Origin of the sequence: Glutamicibacter uratoxydans, from assembly GCF_050753455.1 — a bacterium.
GTDB classification, from domain to species: domain Bacteria; phylum Actinomycetota; class Actinomycetes; order Actinomycetales; family Micrococcaceae; genus Glutamicibacter; species Glutamicibacter uratoxydans_A.
The window spans coordinates 2715712-2731213 of record NZ_CP192736.1; the positions used below are offsets into that span (position 1 = coordinate 2715712).

17 protein-coding genes are annotated in these 15502 nt (G+C 59.4%); 11 read left to right on the forward strand and 6 right to left on the reverse strand.

From position 1 onward, the window contains the following. Positions 1–42 precede the first annotated feature (42 nt). A complete protein-coding gene (locus ACQQZ8_RS12540) occupies positions 43–2394 on the reverse strand; it encodes a Tex family protein (protein ID WP_431710136.1) in 2352 nt (783 codons plus the stop codon). Positions 2395–2496: 102 nt separating this feature from the next. Between ACQQZ8_RS12540 and ACQQZ8_RS12545 the strand changes: the two genes are divergently transcribed. The 3 genes from ACQQZ8_RS12545 to ACQQZ8_RS12555 are packed head-to-tail and all read left to right on the forward strand — an operon-like array spanning position 2497 to position 3275. Continuing rightward, positions 2497–2706, forward strand: a complete 210-nt coding sequence (locus tag ACQQZ8_RS12545) for a hypothetical protein (protein WP_431710137.1) — start codon at positions 2497–2499, stop codon at positions 2704–2706. An 18-nt stretch (positions 2707–2724) separates the two neighbouring features. After that, positions 2725–2847, forward strand: a complete 123-nt coding sequence (locus tag ACQQZ8_RS12550; protein ID WP_431710138.1) for a hypothetical protein — start codon at positions 2725–2727, stop codon at positions 2845–2847. A gap of 20 nt (positions 2848–2867) precedes the next feature. Further along, positions 2868–3275: an RNA-binding S4 domain-containing protein gene (locus ACQQZ8_RS12555; RefSeq protein WP_431710139.1), complete on the forward strand. Its 408-nt coding sequence runs from the start codon at positions 2868–2870 to the stop codon at positions 3273–3275. Here ACQQZ8_RS12555 and ACQQZ8_RS12560 read toward each other — a convergent pair. Beyond that, entirely contained in the window at positions 3236–5206 is a 1971-nt protein-coding gene (locus ACQQZ8_RS12560; protein WP_431710140.1) for a prolyl oligopeptidase family serine peptidase, read from the reverse strand. The genes ACQQZ8_RS12555 and ACQQZ8_RS12560 overlap by 40 nt on opposite strands. Before the next feature lie 68 nt (positions 5207–5274). Between ACQQZ8_RS12560 and ACQQZ8_RS12565 the strand changes: the two genes are divergently transcribed. Beyond that, complete coding sequence (locus ACQQZ8_RS12565; protein WP_431710141.1) at positions 5275–5799, forward strand: DUF1697 domain-containing protein; 525 nt, start codon at positions 5275–5277, stop codon at positions 5797–5799. Positions 5800–5869: 70 nt separating this feature from the next. Continuing rightward, positions 5870–6523, forward strand: coding sequence for a trimeric intracellular cation channel family protein (locus ACQQZ8_RS12570; protein ID WP_431712195.1), 654 nt, complete (start codon positions 5870–5872; stop codon positions 6521–6523). Between the two features lie 12 nt (positions 6524–6535). Here the strand turns inward: ACQQZ8_RS12570 and ACQQZ8_RS12575 are convergent, their stop codons facing one another. Both ACQQZ8_RS12575 and ACQQZ8_RS12580 read right to left on the reverse strand, forming a co-directional pair. Then, complete coding sequence (locus ACQQZ8_RS12575) at positions 6536–7789, reverse strand: CynX/NimT family MFS transporter (protein ID WP_431710142.1); 1254 nt, start codon at positions 7787–7789, stop codon at positions 6536–6538. 19 nt (positions 7790–7808) lie between these two features. Next, positions 7809–8363, reverse strand: a complete 555-nt coding sequence (locus ACQQZ8_RS12580; RefSeq protein ID WP_431710143.1) for a TetR family transcriptional regulator — start codon at positions 8361–8363, stop codon at positions 7809–7811. A gap of 132 nt (positions 8364–8495) precedes the next feature. Here ACQQZ8_RS12580 and ACQQZ8_RS12585 point away from each other — a divergent pair, with 132 nt between their 5' ends. The 3 genes from ACQQZ8_RS12585 (at position 8496) to ACQQZ8_RS12595 (ending at position 11639) form a co-directional block, all read left to right on the forward strand. Beyond that, on the forward strand, positions 8496–10016 hold the full coding sequence (locus ACQQZ8_RS12585; protein ID WP_431710144.1) for an MFS transporter: 1521 nt from the start codon (positions 8496–8498) through the stop codon (positions 10014–10016). Between the two features lie 299 nt (positions 10017–10315). Next, complete coding sequence (locus tag ACQQZ8_RS12590; protein WP_265161222.1) at positions 10316–10519, forward strand: cold-shock protein; 204 nt, start codon at positions 10316–10318, stop codon at positions 10517–10519. A 127-nt stretch (positions 10520–10646) separates the two neighbouring features. Beyond that, positions 10647–11639, forward strand: a complete 993-nt coding sequence (locus ACQQZ8_RS12595; RefSeq protein ID WP_431710145.1) for an LLM class flavin-dependent oxidoreductase — start codon at positions 10647–10649, stop codon at positions 11637–11639. A gap of 26 nt (positions 11640–11665) precedes the next feature. Here ACQQZ8_RS12595 and ACQQZ8_RS12600 read toward each other — a convergent pair whose 3' ends face one another. After that, positions 11666–12157: a hypothetical protein gene (locus tag ACQQZ8_RS12600; RefSeq protein WP_431710146.1), complete on the reverse strand. Its 492-nt coding sequence runs from the start codon at positions 12155–12157 to the stop codon at positions 11666–11668. A gap of 9 nt (positions 12158–12166) precedes the next feature. Continuing rightward, on the reverse strand, positions 12167–13420 hold the full coding sequence (locus ACQQZ8_RS12605; protein WP_431710147.1) for an MFS transporter: 1254 nt from the start codon (positions 13418–13420) through the stop codon (positions 12167–12169). A gap of 280 nt (positions 13421–13700) precedes the next feature. On the opposite strand from ACQQZ8_RS12605, the gene ACQQZ8_RS12610 reads away from it, so the two are divergent. The 3 genes from ACQQZ8_RS12610 to ACQQZ8_RS12620 all read left to right on the forward strand — a co-directional run bounded on the left by ACQQZ8_RS12610 (position 13701) and on the right by ACQQZ8_RS12620 (position 15491). Then, positions 13701–14135, forward strand: coding sequence for an Lrp/AsnC family transcriptional regulator (locus ACQQZ8_RS12610; RefSeq protein WP_431712196.1), 435 nt, complete (start codon positions 13701–13703; stop codon positions 14133–14135). Between the two features lie 126 nt (positions 14136–14261). Then, positions 14262–14501 (forward strand): hypothetical protein, encoded by a 240-nt coding sequence (locus ACQQZ8_RS12615; RefSeq protein WP_431710148.1) that lies wholly within the window; start codon positions 14262–14264, stop codon positions 14499–14501. 69 nt (positions 14502–14570) lie between these two features. Next, positions 14571–15491, forward strand: coding sequence for a LysR family transcriptional regulator (locus ACQQZ8_RS12620; protein ID WP_431710149.1), 921 nt, complete (start codon positions 14571–14573; stop codon positions 15489–15491). Positions 15492–15502 lie beyond the last annotated feature (11 nt).

The following is a 15502-nucleotide window of genomic DNA, read 5'->3' on the forward strand; positions in this document are numbered from 1 at the left end:
CGTCCTCGGAAGTCGCGCGCCGAAGCTGGTACGAATCACAGCTTAGCTCAGACCGGCTTTACGCAGGGCCTCGGCCATGGCGGTGTTAGCCGGCGCTGGCTGCTTAGACATCGCTGGCTTGCGTCTGTTACCTGTCCGGCTTCCTGCAGAGTTTTCACCACGCGCTCCGCGAGAAGTGCGTTCGGCATCCTTGTCACCAGGAAGTGGATCGTCTAATCGGAGGGTCAGCGAGATCCGTTTGCGGGCCGCATCGACATCTAAGACTTTCACCTTCACGATTTGGCCGGAGGTAACTACTTCGCGCGGATCAGATATGAACTTGGTGCTCATCGCTGAAACGTGAATTAGTCCGTCCTGATGCACTCCAATGTCTACAAAGGCGCCGAAGGCGGCTACGTTGGAAATGGTTCCTTCCAGGATCATGCCGGGGGTGAGATCCTTAATGGTTTCCACCCCTTCGCGCAGGGTAGCGGTGACGAATTCACCGCGCGGGTCACGCCCCGGACGCTGCAATTCGTTAATCACGTCACGGATGGTCGGTTCACCAAATTGCTCGGTGACGAACTGGGAAAGGTTCAGTTCGGAGAGTCGGCGGCCTTGCTCAGAGGCCGACCGTTGGAGCGTGCGCGCCAAGTCGTAGGCTTCCGGGTGGACTGCCGAAGCATCCAAAGGTTCAGTTCCCCCACTGACGCGCAAGAATCCCGCGCACTGTTCGAAGGCCTTGGCACCAAGACGCGGCACCTTTAATAAATCTCTACGGGTCGCGAAACGGCCATTGGCGTTGCGATGCTCCACAATATTGCGACTTAGCAGCGGTCCCACGCCAGCTACCCGTGACAGCAGTGCCGGGGAGGCGGTGTTCACGTCCACGCCCACCGCATTCACACAATCTTCCACCACTGCATCCAGCGCCCGGTCGAGTTTCCCGGCACTAACATCGTGCTGATATTGACCAACCCCAATAGATTTCGGGTCAATTTTCACTAGTTCGGCCAAAGGATCTTGGAGCCGCCGGGCGATGGAGACCGCGCCACGTAGGGACACATCCATATCCGGAAGTTCCGCACTGGCAAGCTCTGAGGCAGAGTACACCGAGGCGCCAGCCTCGGAGACGATCACCTTGGCGGGTTTAGTCCCGTGCAAGTGCTTGATGACCTCAGCAGCCAGACGATCGGTTTCGCGACCCGCGGTTCCATTGCCCACCGCGATCAGCTCGATGCCGTGCTTGCGGGCAAGCTCACTGAGGATAGCTACGGACTGATCCCATTTGTTAGCTGGAGCATGCGGGTAGATCGTGGCGGTATCCAACACTTGGCCAGTCATGTCCACCACCGCCACCTTCACCCCGGTGCGCAGGCCCGGGTCTAGTCCCAGCACTGCCTTGGAACCCGCTGGTGCTACCAACAACACATCGCGCAGGTTGGCGGCGAAAATTTTGACGGATTCGTCTTCGGCCGCCTCGAATAGTCGCGTCCGCAGATCCGACTCAAAGCGAGTTAAGAGTCGTGCCTTCCAAGCTAACCGAACAGTCTGGTTCAACCATTTTCCGGCCGGGGTGTCCACGCCAGCGTTCGTGCCCAAACTGTGCGCCACCGCAGCTTCATAGCCGGCGCGTGCTTCGGATAGGGCCGTATCGTCGCGCGGATCAGCCTCGGCTAGTTGCAGGTTCAGCACTCCGTCGCGTTCTCCGCGTAGCAGCGCCAGCACCCGGTGGGCCGGCAGGTTTTCCAACGGAGCACAATAGTCTAGGTAGTCGGCGTATTTGCCCTGCCCCTCGGCATTAGCGCCGGCACTGACGGTGGCAGAGAGGCGACCGGTATGCCATAAGCGCTCACGCAATTCGCTGGCCAATGCCACATCTTGGGAGACCCGCTCGGTCACGATTGACCGCGCTCCGGAGAGTACCTCGGCGGCGGATGAGAAACCGGCTTCCGGGTTCAGATAGTTGGCGGCAAGTTCCTCGGGATCCAATTGTGGATTGGTCAAAAGTTGCTCTGCTACCGGTTCCAAACCAGCTTCGCGAGCGATCTGTGCCTTGGTGCGACGCTTTGATTTGAAGGGAAGATAGATATCTTCCAATTCGGCCTTGGTCAGTGCCGCATCAATGGCCGCGGCCAGTTCCTCGCTGAGTTTACCCATCTCGGCAATGGCTTCACGCACTGCGACGCGGCGTTCTTCCAGCTCGCGCAGATAGCGCAGCCGATCTTCGAGAACACGCAGTTGGGCATCGTCCAAGGTCCCGGTCACTTCCTTGCGGTAGCGAGCGATGAAGGGAACCGTGGATCCGGAATCCAAGAGTTCGATGGCCGCCTTCACCTGCCAAGTTTGCACCGGCACGGCAGCGGAAAGCTCTTCGGTCAGACGTTGAATAATACGTTGTTCTGCGCTGTTCACCGAACCATTGTGCCCCACCGCGGGCGGTACTTGGATGATCGACTCGGCTCCCACTCAGCTGATCCCCAAACTAATTCGTTAAAGTTGGTTGTTATGGGGTACATGAAACAACGCAAATTCTATGGAGTTACGGCACTCTTGCTGCTGACCGTTGGAACCGCCGGTTGCTCCGCGGTGGAGCAGACGGCGTCGGACGCAGCTCAGCAGCTGACCGATGCCGCGTCCAAAGAGTTCGTCCGGCAGGCCTGCGCACCATTGCAAGATGGCCGGATTGACCTCGCCGAAATGCGCGTTCTGACCTCTCTGGTTTAGGCCTTCGACGGTGGCGGGTTGCCCCCAGAGATCGTCGAACCACTCAAGGAACTCGCCGCCTCCTCGGAGAGCAGCGCCCCAGCGGCAATCCAGCAACGGCTGCTGCAGGCCTGTGACGACGCTGGCGCCACCAACGGCTAAGCTGACCTAAACTCGTAGGCATGCCCCACGTTTCAACAACTCCCAAGGTTCGACTGGACGCCTGGCTCTGGGCCGTTCGGATTTATAAGACCCGCTCCGCGGCCACGACTGCTTGTCGCGCCGGGCATGTGAAACTCAACGGTGCTCCTGTCAAGGCCTCTCAGCCGGTGGTTCCCGGAGATAAATTGCGGGTCCGCAAAGACGGTTTTGACCGTGAGTTGGAAGTCACCGCGCTCATCGCTAAGCGTGTTGGTGCTCCGGTGGCGGTCAAGTGCTACCTTGACCACACCCCACCGCGGGAAAAAATCGTCATTCCGATGGTTCCGGTGCGGGACCGCGGTGCCGGACGGCCCACCAAGAAGGACCGCCGGGAGATGGATAAGCTGCGTCAGTCTTGGCGGCCGGATAGTTCCAATTCCGGGACCTGAGCGTGAAACCCGAAGATTTGTGCGTAGAAGGCCAACGAACTTTCCAGCGCCCGAATAATATTGGCCTGCTGTCGAAAACCATGTTGTTCTCCAGCGAAGAGAATATAGGCGTGCGGAATTCCGCGTCGGGCTAGTTCCTCAACGACCACCTCGGATTGGGCGGGCGGAACCACCTTGTCCTCGTCGCCTTGCAGGATCAGCACCGGGCAGTTCAACTTTTCCAGGTGGTTGATCGGGGCACGCTGCGCGTAAAGCTCAGCATCTTGCGGGTAGGGTCCAACCAGAGAAAACATGTACTGGGATTCGAAATCGTGGGTGTCGGATACCAGCGAGACCAAATCCGAGACCCCGTAACGACTGATTCCGGCTTTAAACCGGTCGGAGAAGGTCAACGCGCACAGCACAGTCCACCCGCCGGCCGAACCACCTTCGATACCGATCCGTTCCGGGTCCGCGATTCCGCGTTCGACCAAGGCATCGATGACCGCCACGGTATCCTGCACATCCACCACACCCCATTGCCCACGCAGACGGTTGCGGTAGGCCCGGCCGTAGCCGCTGGATCCGCCATAGTTAATGTCCACCACCCCGATACCGCGGGAGGTGTAGTAGGCCACCGTGGCGGAGAGGGTGGCCGCGGCCTGCGAGGTCGGGCCGCCGTGCACCATCGCCACATAGGGGGCGAGCTCCCCGGGCAAAGCCGTATAGCCGGTGTTGCGCGGCCGGTAGAGCAACGCATGAACCGGCTCACCCTGGGCGTTAGTGCACTCCAGCTCTTCAACTTCAGGGAGTTCCGCGGGTGCCGGAAGCTTTTCGATGGCTCGAGCCAGGCTCCGGGTCTGTCGCTGGTCCAGCTCGATCAGGGTGATCTCTTCACCCTTGGTCATCGATGAGGTGGCGGCGAGCAGCTGGTTGCCGCGCAACTGCAGCGGCCGGATCCTGGTGTAGGCGCCCGTGTCAAGCCGCTCTTCGCTGCCGGTGGTGAGATCCACGGCGACCAGTTCAGTCAACCCGGTGCCCCGGGACATCAGTAGTTGGTGCTCATCACGCACCAGATACCAGGTGGTGCCCACCTGCCAGAGCGGTCCGGCGTATTCGGCTGCGGCGTGCAGAATCTGCCGGCTACGGTTCTCCGTCAGCGTGTATTCATGCGGATTCCACCAGCCAGATTCATCGCTGAGATAGACCAGCCGCCCAGAATCGAGCCATTCTGGTTGAAGCACCGAAATCTCGCTGCCACCGGCAATGGTCTGCGACTGGCTAACCCCCTCCGCGGTCAGCAGTCCTACCCGAAGTTCGGTACCATCCCAGGGCATATTTGGGTGCTCCCAAGTAATCCAGGCAAGTTTGGATGCATCGGGGCTCAGCCGTGGAGCGGCCACAAAACGCGCTGCAGGGGTCAGCCTCGTGATCGCACTGCTCTCAGCCGCGGCGCTCCCATCCAGCGGGACGCGCACGATCTGCCGCACGGGTTCGGAAGTGTTATCTTCCAAAATCGCCAGAATATGCTGCGCGTCGCTTCCGGGGATCAGCTCGGCAAAGCGTAGCAGCGGGTTTCCGTCCCGCTGACTGTCCGGGGTTAACGCACGAATTTCGGCGGTGGCCAGATCCAACAGGTAGAGACGCTGGTCGGCAAAGTTCGCAAAAATGATCAGGGGTTTGGGCTCTTCAACCAGCAGCCACGAGGCGCCACCGTATTCGTGCACTCGCGAACGCACATTGTATGGCTGCGGGATCAGCTCGCGCTGCACTTGTCCCGTGGCGCCGTCCGCCAGCCACAGGGTAATCCGTCCACCCTGCTCGGGGCGAGCTTGCTGAAACACGACGCTGGAGCCTAGAAAAGCGGCCCCACCTAAAGGTTTGGTGCCGGCCGCGACATCTGCGGCAGTGATCAATGAGGGCCAAGAACCGCAGGGAAGAGGGGTGCGCATATCTGAATCCTAGTTGACTTCGCCCACCGTTACTCGACAGCACAACGCAGCTGGGCTTGGATGGGTTTATGAATCGCTACGTGGTGTTATTGCGCGGGGTCAACGTCGGTGGGGTGAAGCTACCGATGGCGGAGTTCAGCGCAGCATTGGCGGCGGGCGGCTTCGCCACGGTGCGCACCGTGCTGGCTACCGGCAACGCCGTATGCGACGCATCGGGGAGTGTCGAACAGGTTGCTGAACGTGTGGAATCCATCGTGCAGCATCACTTTGGGCTGCCGGTTCCCGCGCTGGTGTATTCCGGCGCGGAGTTTGGCGACATCGCCAACTGGCCGTTCCCGCTGCAACCTCCGGGCGAAGAGTTTCACCGTTATCTCAGTTTTAGCCGCGACCCACAGGCTGCACGGCACCTAGCCGGACAGCTTCCGGCGACCGTGGGCGAGTACCTCGTGCACGGTCCGGTGCTGTACTGGTGGGCTGCCAAAGGCACGAGCACCACCTGTCCGCTGGCCACCGCGCTGCAGCGTCTCGCGCGGCAGCACCTGCTGACCACCCGAAACCTTAACACTGTGCAGAAGATCGCGAAACTTCTCTAGTCTCGGATCGGCCCCCATAATAGGAGCAGCCACTTATTTGCTGCCGTGGGAGAATGCCACCTTGTCCACCATGTTTCTGATCATCGAGCTCACCGGGATCTTTTTCTTCGCCGTCTCCGGCTCGCTGGTCGCTGCCCGCCGCGGCTTCGATGTCATCGGCTCGATGTTCTTAGCCGGGGTGGCCGGGTTGGGTGGCGGTGTGGTGCGTGACTTGATTTTGGATCAGACCCCTGCCACCTTCACCAACCCGATCTACTTCTCCCCCGCGGTCCTCGGGGCGCTATTGGTGTATTTCTTCACCCCGGCGGTGCAAAAACTCCAGCGGCTGATCCTGTTGTTCGATGCCGGCGGGCTGGGACTATTTTGTGTTACCGGAACCATGAAGGCGCTGACTTTTGGGATGAATCCGATTACCGCGGTCTTGCTCGGAGTGACTACCGCCGTCGGAGGCGGACTTTTGCGTGATGTCATTTCCAATGTGACACCCGAACTTTTTAACCCGCGCGATATTTATGCGCTGCCCGCCATCACCGGTGCCACCTGCACCTCACTGTTATGGGCGCTGGGCTGGTTTACCCCGCTCAGTGGTGTCATCGTGGCCGTACTCGTATTTCTGGCCCGCTTGGCTTCATTGAAATACGGTTGGCGAGTGCCGATGGCGGCCGGTCACTGGCATAAGGAACATTCAAATCCGCCGAATGACGGCCCGCAGCGGCACTACTAGCGACAGCCTGAGCTAACCGATTCGTTCGCGCCCTCCCAGCGCTTCGCCGCCGGGGGCATCGTCCTCAATGGTGCGCGGTGGGTTGATCATAATCGCGCCAAGCAGCATCACCACGATGCACAGCCCAAGCATTGAAAAGGCCACTGCCCATGAGTTCGTGGCCTGCCGCACCACTCCAAAGAGCATCGGCACAATCGCCGCCCCAGCATATCCCAGCCCTTGGGCGAATCCGGAGAGCACCCCGGAACCGTAAGTGGTGCGCGATCTCAGATTCATCATCAAGAGCGCGATCGCGAAGGTGCCCTGCCCCAAACCGGCTAAGGCAACCCATAGCGCAGTGTTCTGCGTGGGCGAGAAGTACACGCCCAAATGCCCGCCGATCCAACACAGGGTGAAGATTCCCACCGCGATGAGCGGGTGCCTGAGTTTAGGCACCCAGAGCGGGACGAGCAGGCTCACCGGCAGCCCGAGAATCGCAAAGAGCGCCAGCATCGATCCAGCGCTTGCTTCGCTCACCCCCTGGTCCACCAAATAGGGCGGAAGCCAGGTGAAATAGACATAGGTTTGCGCGGAGTTGCCAGCCAGATAGATCGCTAGGCCCCACGCAACCTTCGAACGCCACGGATTGATTCTCACCGCCGGTGCGGTGCCTGGGGCGGTTGGCAAGTGGTCGGGGCGATCGATTTTCCGGTCCGCGAGCAGTTGGATCGCCCACGGGAGCAGCACGATTCCGGACAGCAACGCCCAGGAACCGATCGATAGTTGCCAGCTCGTCAAGTTCGCCAAGGGTACGGAGAACTGCGGCGCAATCCAGGTACCCACCGCGAGCATCGTGACGTAACCGCTGGTCACCAGACCAATATGTTTGGGGAAATACTTTTTGACCAACGGTGGCAGCACCACGTTGCCCATCCCGTATCCCGCCAAGGTCACCACGGACAGGGCCAAGAAAAGCCACACCTCGCCCACCCAGGGGCGGATCACTTGACCAACCACGGCCAACACCACCGCGAGCACCAAGGTGCGTTCCAGTCCCCAGCCACGGATCAACCGTGGGGTCAGTAGTCCAAATACCGCGAAAGCAATGGGTGCAAGCATCGCCAGTAACCCGGTACTGAACTCGGTGAAGACTAAGTTTTCCTGCATACGTTGCAACAACGGCGGCACCGATACCACGGCCGCACGCAACGACAAGGCCATCAGTAATATGCCCAGCAGGGCCCCGATTTTGCCCTTCAATGCGGCGCCACGTTCTTCTTGGCTCATGAGCTCCCTCACAACAGACCTACTCGTTGAGATTGCTCAACTTTCTTAGTTTAGCCACCAACTCTAATAACTGGGCTAGGCGGTCAGCAAAATCCGCGTCATGCCACCACGCCGGACGCCCGGCGTGGGCATAGAGTCCCTCACCGATCAGCATGATTGCCTGAGCCGACGCCGGGTCGGGAACCTCTGCGAGAATCAGCTCATACCAACGCCGCTGGATCTTTTGCAAAGCCACCCGGGCTTCGTCCATCCCGGCTTGCCCCAAACGTTCCACGGCCAGCAGGTAACGATCAAACTCCGTGCCCAAAATCGCCGAGGTGCGCACGTAATGCGCGGCCGGACCCTCCGGGGCTGTGGCCATCTGCCGGAAATCTTCGGCGGCAAGATCCGCACAGTGACTAATCACCGCCCTCGCCAAGGCCTCCTTGGTGGCGAAATGATAGAGCAACCCACCCTTGGAGACATCCGCGCGCGCCGCGGTGGCATCCATAGTGGCCGATCGCTCCCCCTCTTCACAGAGCAACCAAACATAGGCCTCGAGGATTTTCGTCCGCGCCAACGGTGGTCTAGCCATAAAAAATAACGACTCCAGCCGGTGATAGATCTGACATCGCTCTCCATAGTAACAATACAGTCCAGACGGTACAGTAATACGTGGGGCGTTCACCCCTCACCTCAAACTCCGCGAACGCAGATGGACTGACTCATGGAAAAACTCACCGCACAGCTCACCCCCGGCTCGCTCACCGCGCGGCGACGTTGGGCTGCCCTGACGGTACTGCTCTTTCCAGTGTTGCTCGTTTCGGTGGACAACACCGTCCTCTCCTTTGCCGTCCCAGCAATTTCGGCCGCGCTACAACCTACCGGCAATCAACTGTTGTGGATCATCGACATCTACCCGCTGGTGCTAGCCGGACTCTTGGTCCCAATGGGCTCGCTCGGTGACCGAATCGGACGTCGCAAACTACTGTTGCTGGGCGCCGTTGGCTTCGCTCTCGTCTCCGCTGTGGCCGCATTCGCCACCGACGCCAATCAGCTGATTGCTGCCCGTGTCCTGTTGGGATTCTTTGGTGCCATGCTGATGCCCTCCACCTTGTCACTGATTCGCAATATCTTTAGCGACGCCACGGAGCGGCGGACCGCGATCGCGATTTGGGCCGCGGCCTTCTCCGGAGGTGCCGTGCTCGGGCCGATCTTGGGTGGAATTCTTTTGGAGCACTTCTGGTGGGGCTCGATCTTCCTCTTGGCCGTGCCGATGCTGCTACCACTGTTGATCGGTGGGGTGCTGTTGCTGCCCGAGTCTCGCGACCCCCACCCGGGGAAGGTTGATCCGGTCTCGATCCTGCTGATCATCATGACCCTGTTGCCCTTTGTCTACGCGGTGAAATCACTCACGACCGCGGCCTGGTATATCCCGGTTGCCGCACTGGGCCTGAGCCTACTGTGCGGGGTGATCTTTGTGCGCCGTCAGCTCGCTCGGCCAAATCCCATGCTTGATGTCCGCCTGTTTAGCAACCGGATCTTCTCCGGTGCGCTGGTAATCAACCTGATCAGCGTGTTCTCTCTGGTGGGATTCATTTACTTCGTTTCCCAGCACCTGCAGCTGATTTCCGGTCTCACCCCCTTTGAAGCGGGCCTCTGGATGACTCCGGGTCTCGTGCTGACAATGGTTTTTGGGCTGTTGGCGGTCCGCTTCGCAAACCGCTTCGGAGCCTCAAATGTGATGATCGCCGGTCTGGTGCTCAGCGCGTTGGCCTATGCACTGGTCGTTTTTGCCGGGTCGGCCGGGAATGACACCTGGTTGCTGGTGGCGTTCTGTGTTCTCGGGCTGGGAATTGGGATGAGTGAAACCTTATCCAATGACTTGGTGATCTCCGAGGTCCCAGCAGCTAAGGCCGGGGCAGCCTCGGCGATCTCCGAAACTGCCTACGAGGTGGGTTCGGTACTTGGCACCGCGGTTTTGGGAACGATTTTGAACGGCATCTATGCCGCGACTTTGAAAGTTCCGACCTCGCTGACCTCCGCCCAGTCGGAGGCCGCCACCCAAACCTTGGCTGGCGCTCATACGGTGGCCGCGGAATTAGACGCGAAGACTTCACTCACCCTCTTAGAGACAGCGGCTCAGGCCTTCGATCACGGAGTGCTGGTGACGGCTTCCTTGGCGGCAATTTTGGCTCTGGTGGCCGCAATTGTGGTTTTTCGTGTCGTAAAACCGGTCGCAAAGTAACTATTAGTCGCATCTTTACCAAAATCTAGATTAATTCCTGCGAAGTTATTCAGTTGGGACGAAACTCCACGTAGGCTAGGAGATGTAGTTTCAAAGTAATTCGCGAAGTACCCTTTAGAAGCTTGAAGACCTCACCAGTTGAAAGTCCAAAGTCTTTCTAGACGTGAAGTGAATGACCTGGCTGCTTTGCACAACCGGTCGACGGTTCCTCACCGAGGAGTTATCGCCGGTTTGCGTGGAAACAACCACTTCCGCCACGAGGTGTGGCGGAAATACGTCTGAAAGGACCAAAAAGAATAATGGCAACTGGAATCGTAAAATGGTTCAACGCTGAAAAGGGCTTCGGCTTCATCGCTCCAGACAGCGGCGAACCAGATGTCTTCGCACACTTCTCCGCCATCCAGACCCAGGGCTTCCGTACCTTGGACGAGGGCCAGAAGGTTGAGTTCGAGGTTGTTGAGGGTCCAAAGGGCCTGCAGGCAGCTGACATTCGCGCTCTCTAAAGGCGAAGCGACTACACGCCAAGCTTTTTAGACCGGTGCCGAACGGAGTAATCCGATCGGCACCGGTTTTTGCTTTCCTGCGCAGCCGCCACGGAATACTCGGGGCTCATCGGCGGTTGCATTAGGTGTGAAGCTCTCTATTCTTGATTTAGCCCCCGTCGCACCGGGCAGCACCGTATCCGAATCGTTCAAGGCATCAGTACGTTTGGCACAGCTGGCCGAAAGTGTGAACTATGAACGTATCTGGTACGCCGAGCACCACAACATGTCCACCATCGCTTCCTCCGCGACCGCGGTTCTCATCGGGCATATTGCCGGGCAGACCGAACGGATTCGCTTGGGATCAGGCGGAGTCATGTTGCCAAACCATTCCCCACTGGTCATTGCCGAACAGTTCGGTACGCTGGCCGAACTCTACGGTAACCGAATCGACTTAGGGTTAGGCCGGGCTCCGGGAACCGATCCGGTGACGCTGCGGGCACTACGCCGTGACCCCTCGGCCGCCGAATCTTTCCCACACGACGTCTTAGAGCTGCAAGCCTACCTCGCCGGTGAGTCCCGAATTAAGGGTGTCGAAGCCATTCCGGGTTCCGGGACGCGGGTACCGCTCTACATCTTGGGCTCTTCGCTTTTCGGCGCAAAATTAGCCGCCCAGCTGGGGTTACCATACTCTTTCGCATCCCATTTCGCTCCAGCGGCACTGCATCAGGCCATCGCGGTTTACCGGGAGGAATTCACCGCCTCCGAGCAGCTGGCCGAACCTTATGTCATCGCTGGAGTGGGTGTTTTGGCCGCGGAGAACAACACCCGAGCACACGAATTAATGGACCAGGCTAAGCGGCAACGTGTCGCCTCATTCCTCGGCCGCGGACGGGATCAAGAGTTCACCGAAGCCGAGATCGATATGCTTATGAGCACCCCGCAAGCCGAACAGATCTTGGACATGATGCGGTACACGGCTTTGGGTGGCCCCGAGCAGGTGGCCGACTATCTGGAGCACTTTGCCCAAAATACCGAGGCCGATGAACTGATCACCGTGCACTATCCACTGGAGGAATCCGACCGACTCACTTCAGTGAAACTCACTGCACAAGCCTGCGCCCTGACGTCTGTGAGCTAAAGCGGAGTCGAGGTGCGCGGGTGAAGTTAGACTTTGAGGCTAATCCAACGTCGCGCGGCAAAAACTAGCGCGACAATCAAGGTGATCACCAGCAACCCCTCGACGCCAATGTAGGCATAATGCCAGAGCGATCCGCCCTCAGAATTCCCGGCCAACACCGCATCGGTGCGTTGGGACAGCCCAGGGCGGATCGCCACGGTCTTCACTAGCAGCCATACCCCGAGCACTCCCAGCACGCTCCACCAGGCCCTATCGACGCCCTGCTTAATGGAACCGGCCAGCAACAGGAGGAACAGTAGGATCTCCACCATGTTCATCGCCGCAAAGACTAGCCGGCCGATGCCCAACCCCAGCGGAATCGTGATTCCCGGGGCCTGAAATTTCAACGGCGCCTCGATAAAGGAGATCCCGAGGATTAGCCCCAGCCAGATGGCCGGGACGAACACCCGGGCGCTGACCGCCCAACGGGCAGAGGTTTTGTGGGGCGTTTGGGCTGCGGTAGAAGACTGCTGACTCATACTTCCACTTTACGCCCGAAAATTTTCCTTGGTGCGCGCCTGTCGGAGCCATGCTACAACGGCTAAAGTCACCGCCAGCAGGATGGCTGCGCTAAGAAAAATTCGCATCCCGGTGGCCATTCCGAAGACTCCTGCCGCCCACCCCAGCCCAATCACCGGTAGCGCGCTACCGAGATAGGTGATCAGGTAGATCGAGCTGACGGTACGCGCATGCGCCGAGATCTCCACCGAGTCCACCGCGGCGGCAAAAGCGGAACGAAAGGTGAGTCCCTGCCCCACACCGAGGACCAGCAGCGCACAGAGCACCACCGCAAGGTGGGCTCGTTCCACCCCAATCAGCAGTGTCCCCAAAGCCAAGGCCATGCTCAGCGTGGCGAACGCCTGCAACTGTCGTCCACGAACCGCACTGAGCTGACTCAGCGCGGAAGCCAGCAGCGGAAGTCCAGCTAACGCACCGACTAGTACCGGTGAGCGCAAGTCGAAGACCGCCGCGAAATGTCCGGGGGCCAACGAAAGGATGAAACCGTACACCGCGAAGCTCAAAAAACCGGTGCCTGCGGCCAACCAAAAATCCTCATTGGCTTGGGCTGGAACTAACCCGGGACGCGGCGCCAAGGCATTGCGGCGCTGCCCGAACGCGGCTGGGGCAATCGCTGGTCGAGCCCGCACCACACTCAAGGGAATCAGTAAGGCTAACAACACCGCGCCCTGTAAGAAAAACGCGGTACGCATCCCTCCGGGCAACATCGCTAAGGCACCACCGAGCACTGGACCAATGGCGACCCCACCGGAGGAGGCCAGCAAAGTAAACCGGGAAGCCCACTGTGGCTTGGTGGGCAGCAGTTCGCGCAGCGCCGCCGCGCTGGCTCCGGTAGCCAATGCCACCGATAGCCCCTGCAAGGCTCTGCCCACACACAGGGTGACTAGCCCCTGCGCCCCAGCGAACACCAAAGTTCCCAGTAACCCCACCAACACGGCGGTGACCAATGCGGCACGGCGTCCAATATGATCCGACCAATGCCCGATGCTCACCAACCCCAGCATCAACGCCAAGACATAACTGGCGAAAGCGACCGTGGTACCTAGGGTGCCTAGGCCCAAGGAGCTTTGCAATTGCGGGTAGAGCGGGGTGGCTAGATTGGCCCCGCAGAGCAGCACAAAGATCACCGCGGCGGATAACAGCAAGCGCATCGATGCCGGAGCGTCCCAGCTGGCTCGGGAATCTACCGCGGGCTGCATCCGCAGCTCACTAATCAGCGACATTCGTGCCTTCCGCCTTTCTTTGCTCCGTGCCACCTCCGCGGGGATCTGGCTGCGTGAGTTGTTTGAGCCAAACCACAAACAGCAAAAGTGAGATTGAGCGTTCTGCGCTGTCTGAGGTGAAAAAGTGTTAAGTTCACTCACTAATATGGGATAGTTCTAGAGGAACAATCACCCGAAGCCGGGTCAATTGAGCAAAACATCCAATAATCGGTATTTCCGAAGAGTCTGGAGAGAACTTTTGGTGCGTTTGGACGACGTCGATGTCAAGATCCTGTTGGAAATGATCGGCGACCCACGGATCCAGATATCGGATCTGGCCGAACAGGTGGGCATCGCGCGGAACACCGCCCAAAGCCGCATGCGCCGCCTACTGCGCGGTGGGGTGTTACGCGAGGGTGGACGAGAGATCGATCTGGCCGGGCTGGGCTACGATGTGCTGGCTTTCGTGACCTTGGAAGTGATGCACCGTGATATCGATTCGGTGATTTCCGCGCTGCGTTCCATCCCGAACATTCTGGAAGTCCACGAAATCTCCGGCAACGGAGACGTGTGGCTGCGGTTGGCTGCCACCGACACCCATCAGCTGCAGTCGGCGTTACGTCAGATCCTGCGGATTCGCGGAGTGAACCGCTCGGAAACTACATTCGCGCTGCACACACATCTGGCCTACCGGTGCGCCCCTTTGTTAGAACAGTATCGACAGGATCACGGCTAGGAATTTTGCGCTCCAAAATGGCTCTTCCGTTGCTACGGCCCACACCTTAAGCTGTAGGTACACCGTAGCCACGAGGAGTATTCCACGGCTCACTTGGTACTCCTCGAAGAACTGAAGGAGTACGTCATGACCCGCGATTTCGACACTACTGAATTTGCCGTACAGTACGGAAACGACCTCTATGAGCCCGACGACGGTCGGGATTCCCAGGCCTATGAAGGTTCCAGCGATATGCCCGAAAGCATGCGCAATATCGACCCGCTAGCCAAACGCAGCTACCTGCTGGATGACGATTTGGAAACGGAAAGCGATCTGGATAACGAGTTTCTTGAAGAGAACTACAGCCCGGAGGAGGTCGAGGACTAGTCGCGATCCCCGGTACCCGGTCACCCGGCGTTCCCGGCAATCCGCGGCCCGAGCACTAGACTTGAGTACGTGATTAACCCGGTACATTTGCGCACACTACTCGAAGTGGTAGCTCACCGTTCTTTCGCCACCGCCGCCAGCCGTCTGGGCTATACCGCCAGCGCGGTCTCCCAACAAATGACGGCCTTGGAGCGCGCCGCAGGAACCACCCTGTTCTTGCGTGGTGCCCGTTCTATCACGCCCACTCCGGCGGCGCTACGCATGGTGCGCCATGCCAAACGAGTACTCACCGACATCGACGCGTTGCTGGCCGATGTGGCCACCGTGAACACCGAGGGGCAAGAACATGAGGAAATCCGGGTGGGGATTTTTCCTTCGCTGGCCGCCTACGCGCTGCCGCAGCTACTAGCTGCCGAAGATTGGTCATCGCTGGGTATTAATCTGCGACTCTGGATCGGTGAGCCGCAGCAAACCGTCGCCGGTTTAGGTGCCGGTGGCGATTTAGATCTGGCGCTAATCTTCCAGGTGGGGCCCGGAGGACTCAGTTGGCCGTCCAATCTCTCCCGAGTTTGGCTCGGCGATGATCAGTTCCGCGTGGTGGTCCCAGCCAGTTGGCCGCTGTCCGATGATTCCACCTTGAGTTTGGATCAGCTGGCCGAGTGGCCATGGATTATGCACCATCCTGGGGCATCAGACGCGACGCTGATCGCCCGGCTCTTCGCCTCCTACAACATTCACCCGCAGGTGGCCGCCTACTGCGATGATTTTGAAACCTCGCTGAATCTGGTGGCTGCCGGTTTTGGGGCGGCGCTGGTTCCAGACTTGGCGATGGCTCGCGCCCCACATCGGCTGCGCATCGTCGACGCTCCAGAGATCCGGTTGGCCCGATCAATCTTTGCGCTCATGCCCGAGCAGGGCGCCAAACCCAAGGCCACCGTGGTCTTGGACCGGCTTGCACAGGTACTCGATTCGCACCCTACTGTGCGCTAATCCACCCAGTT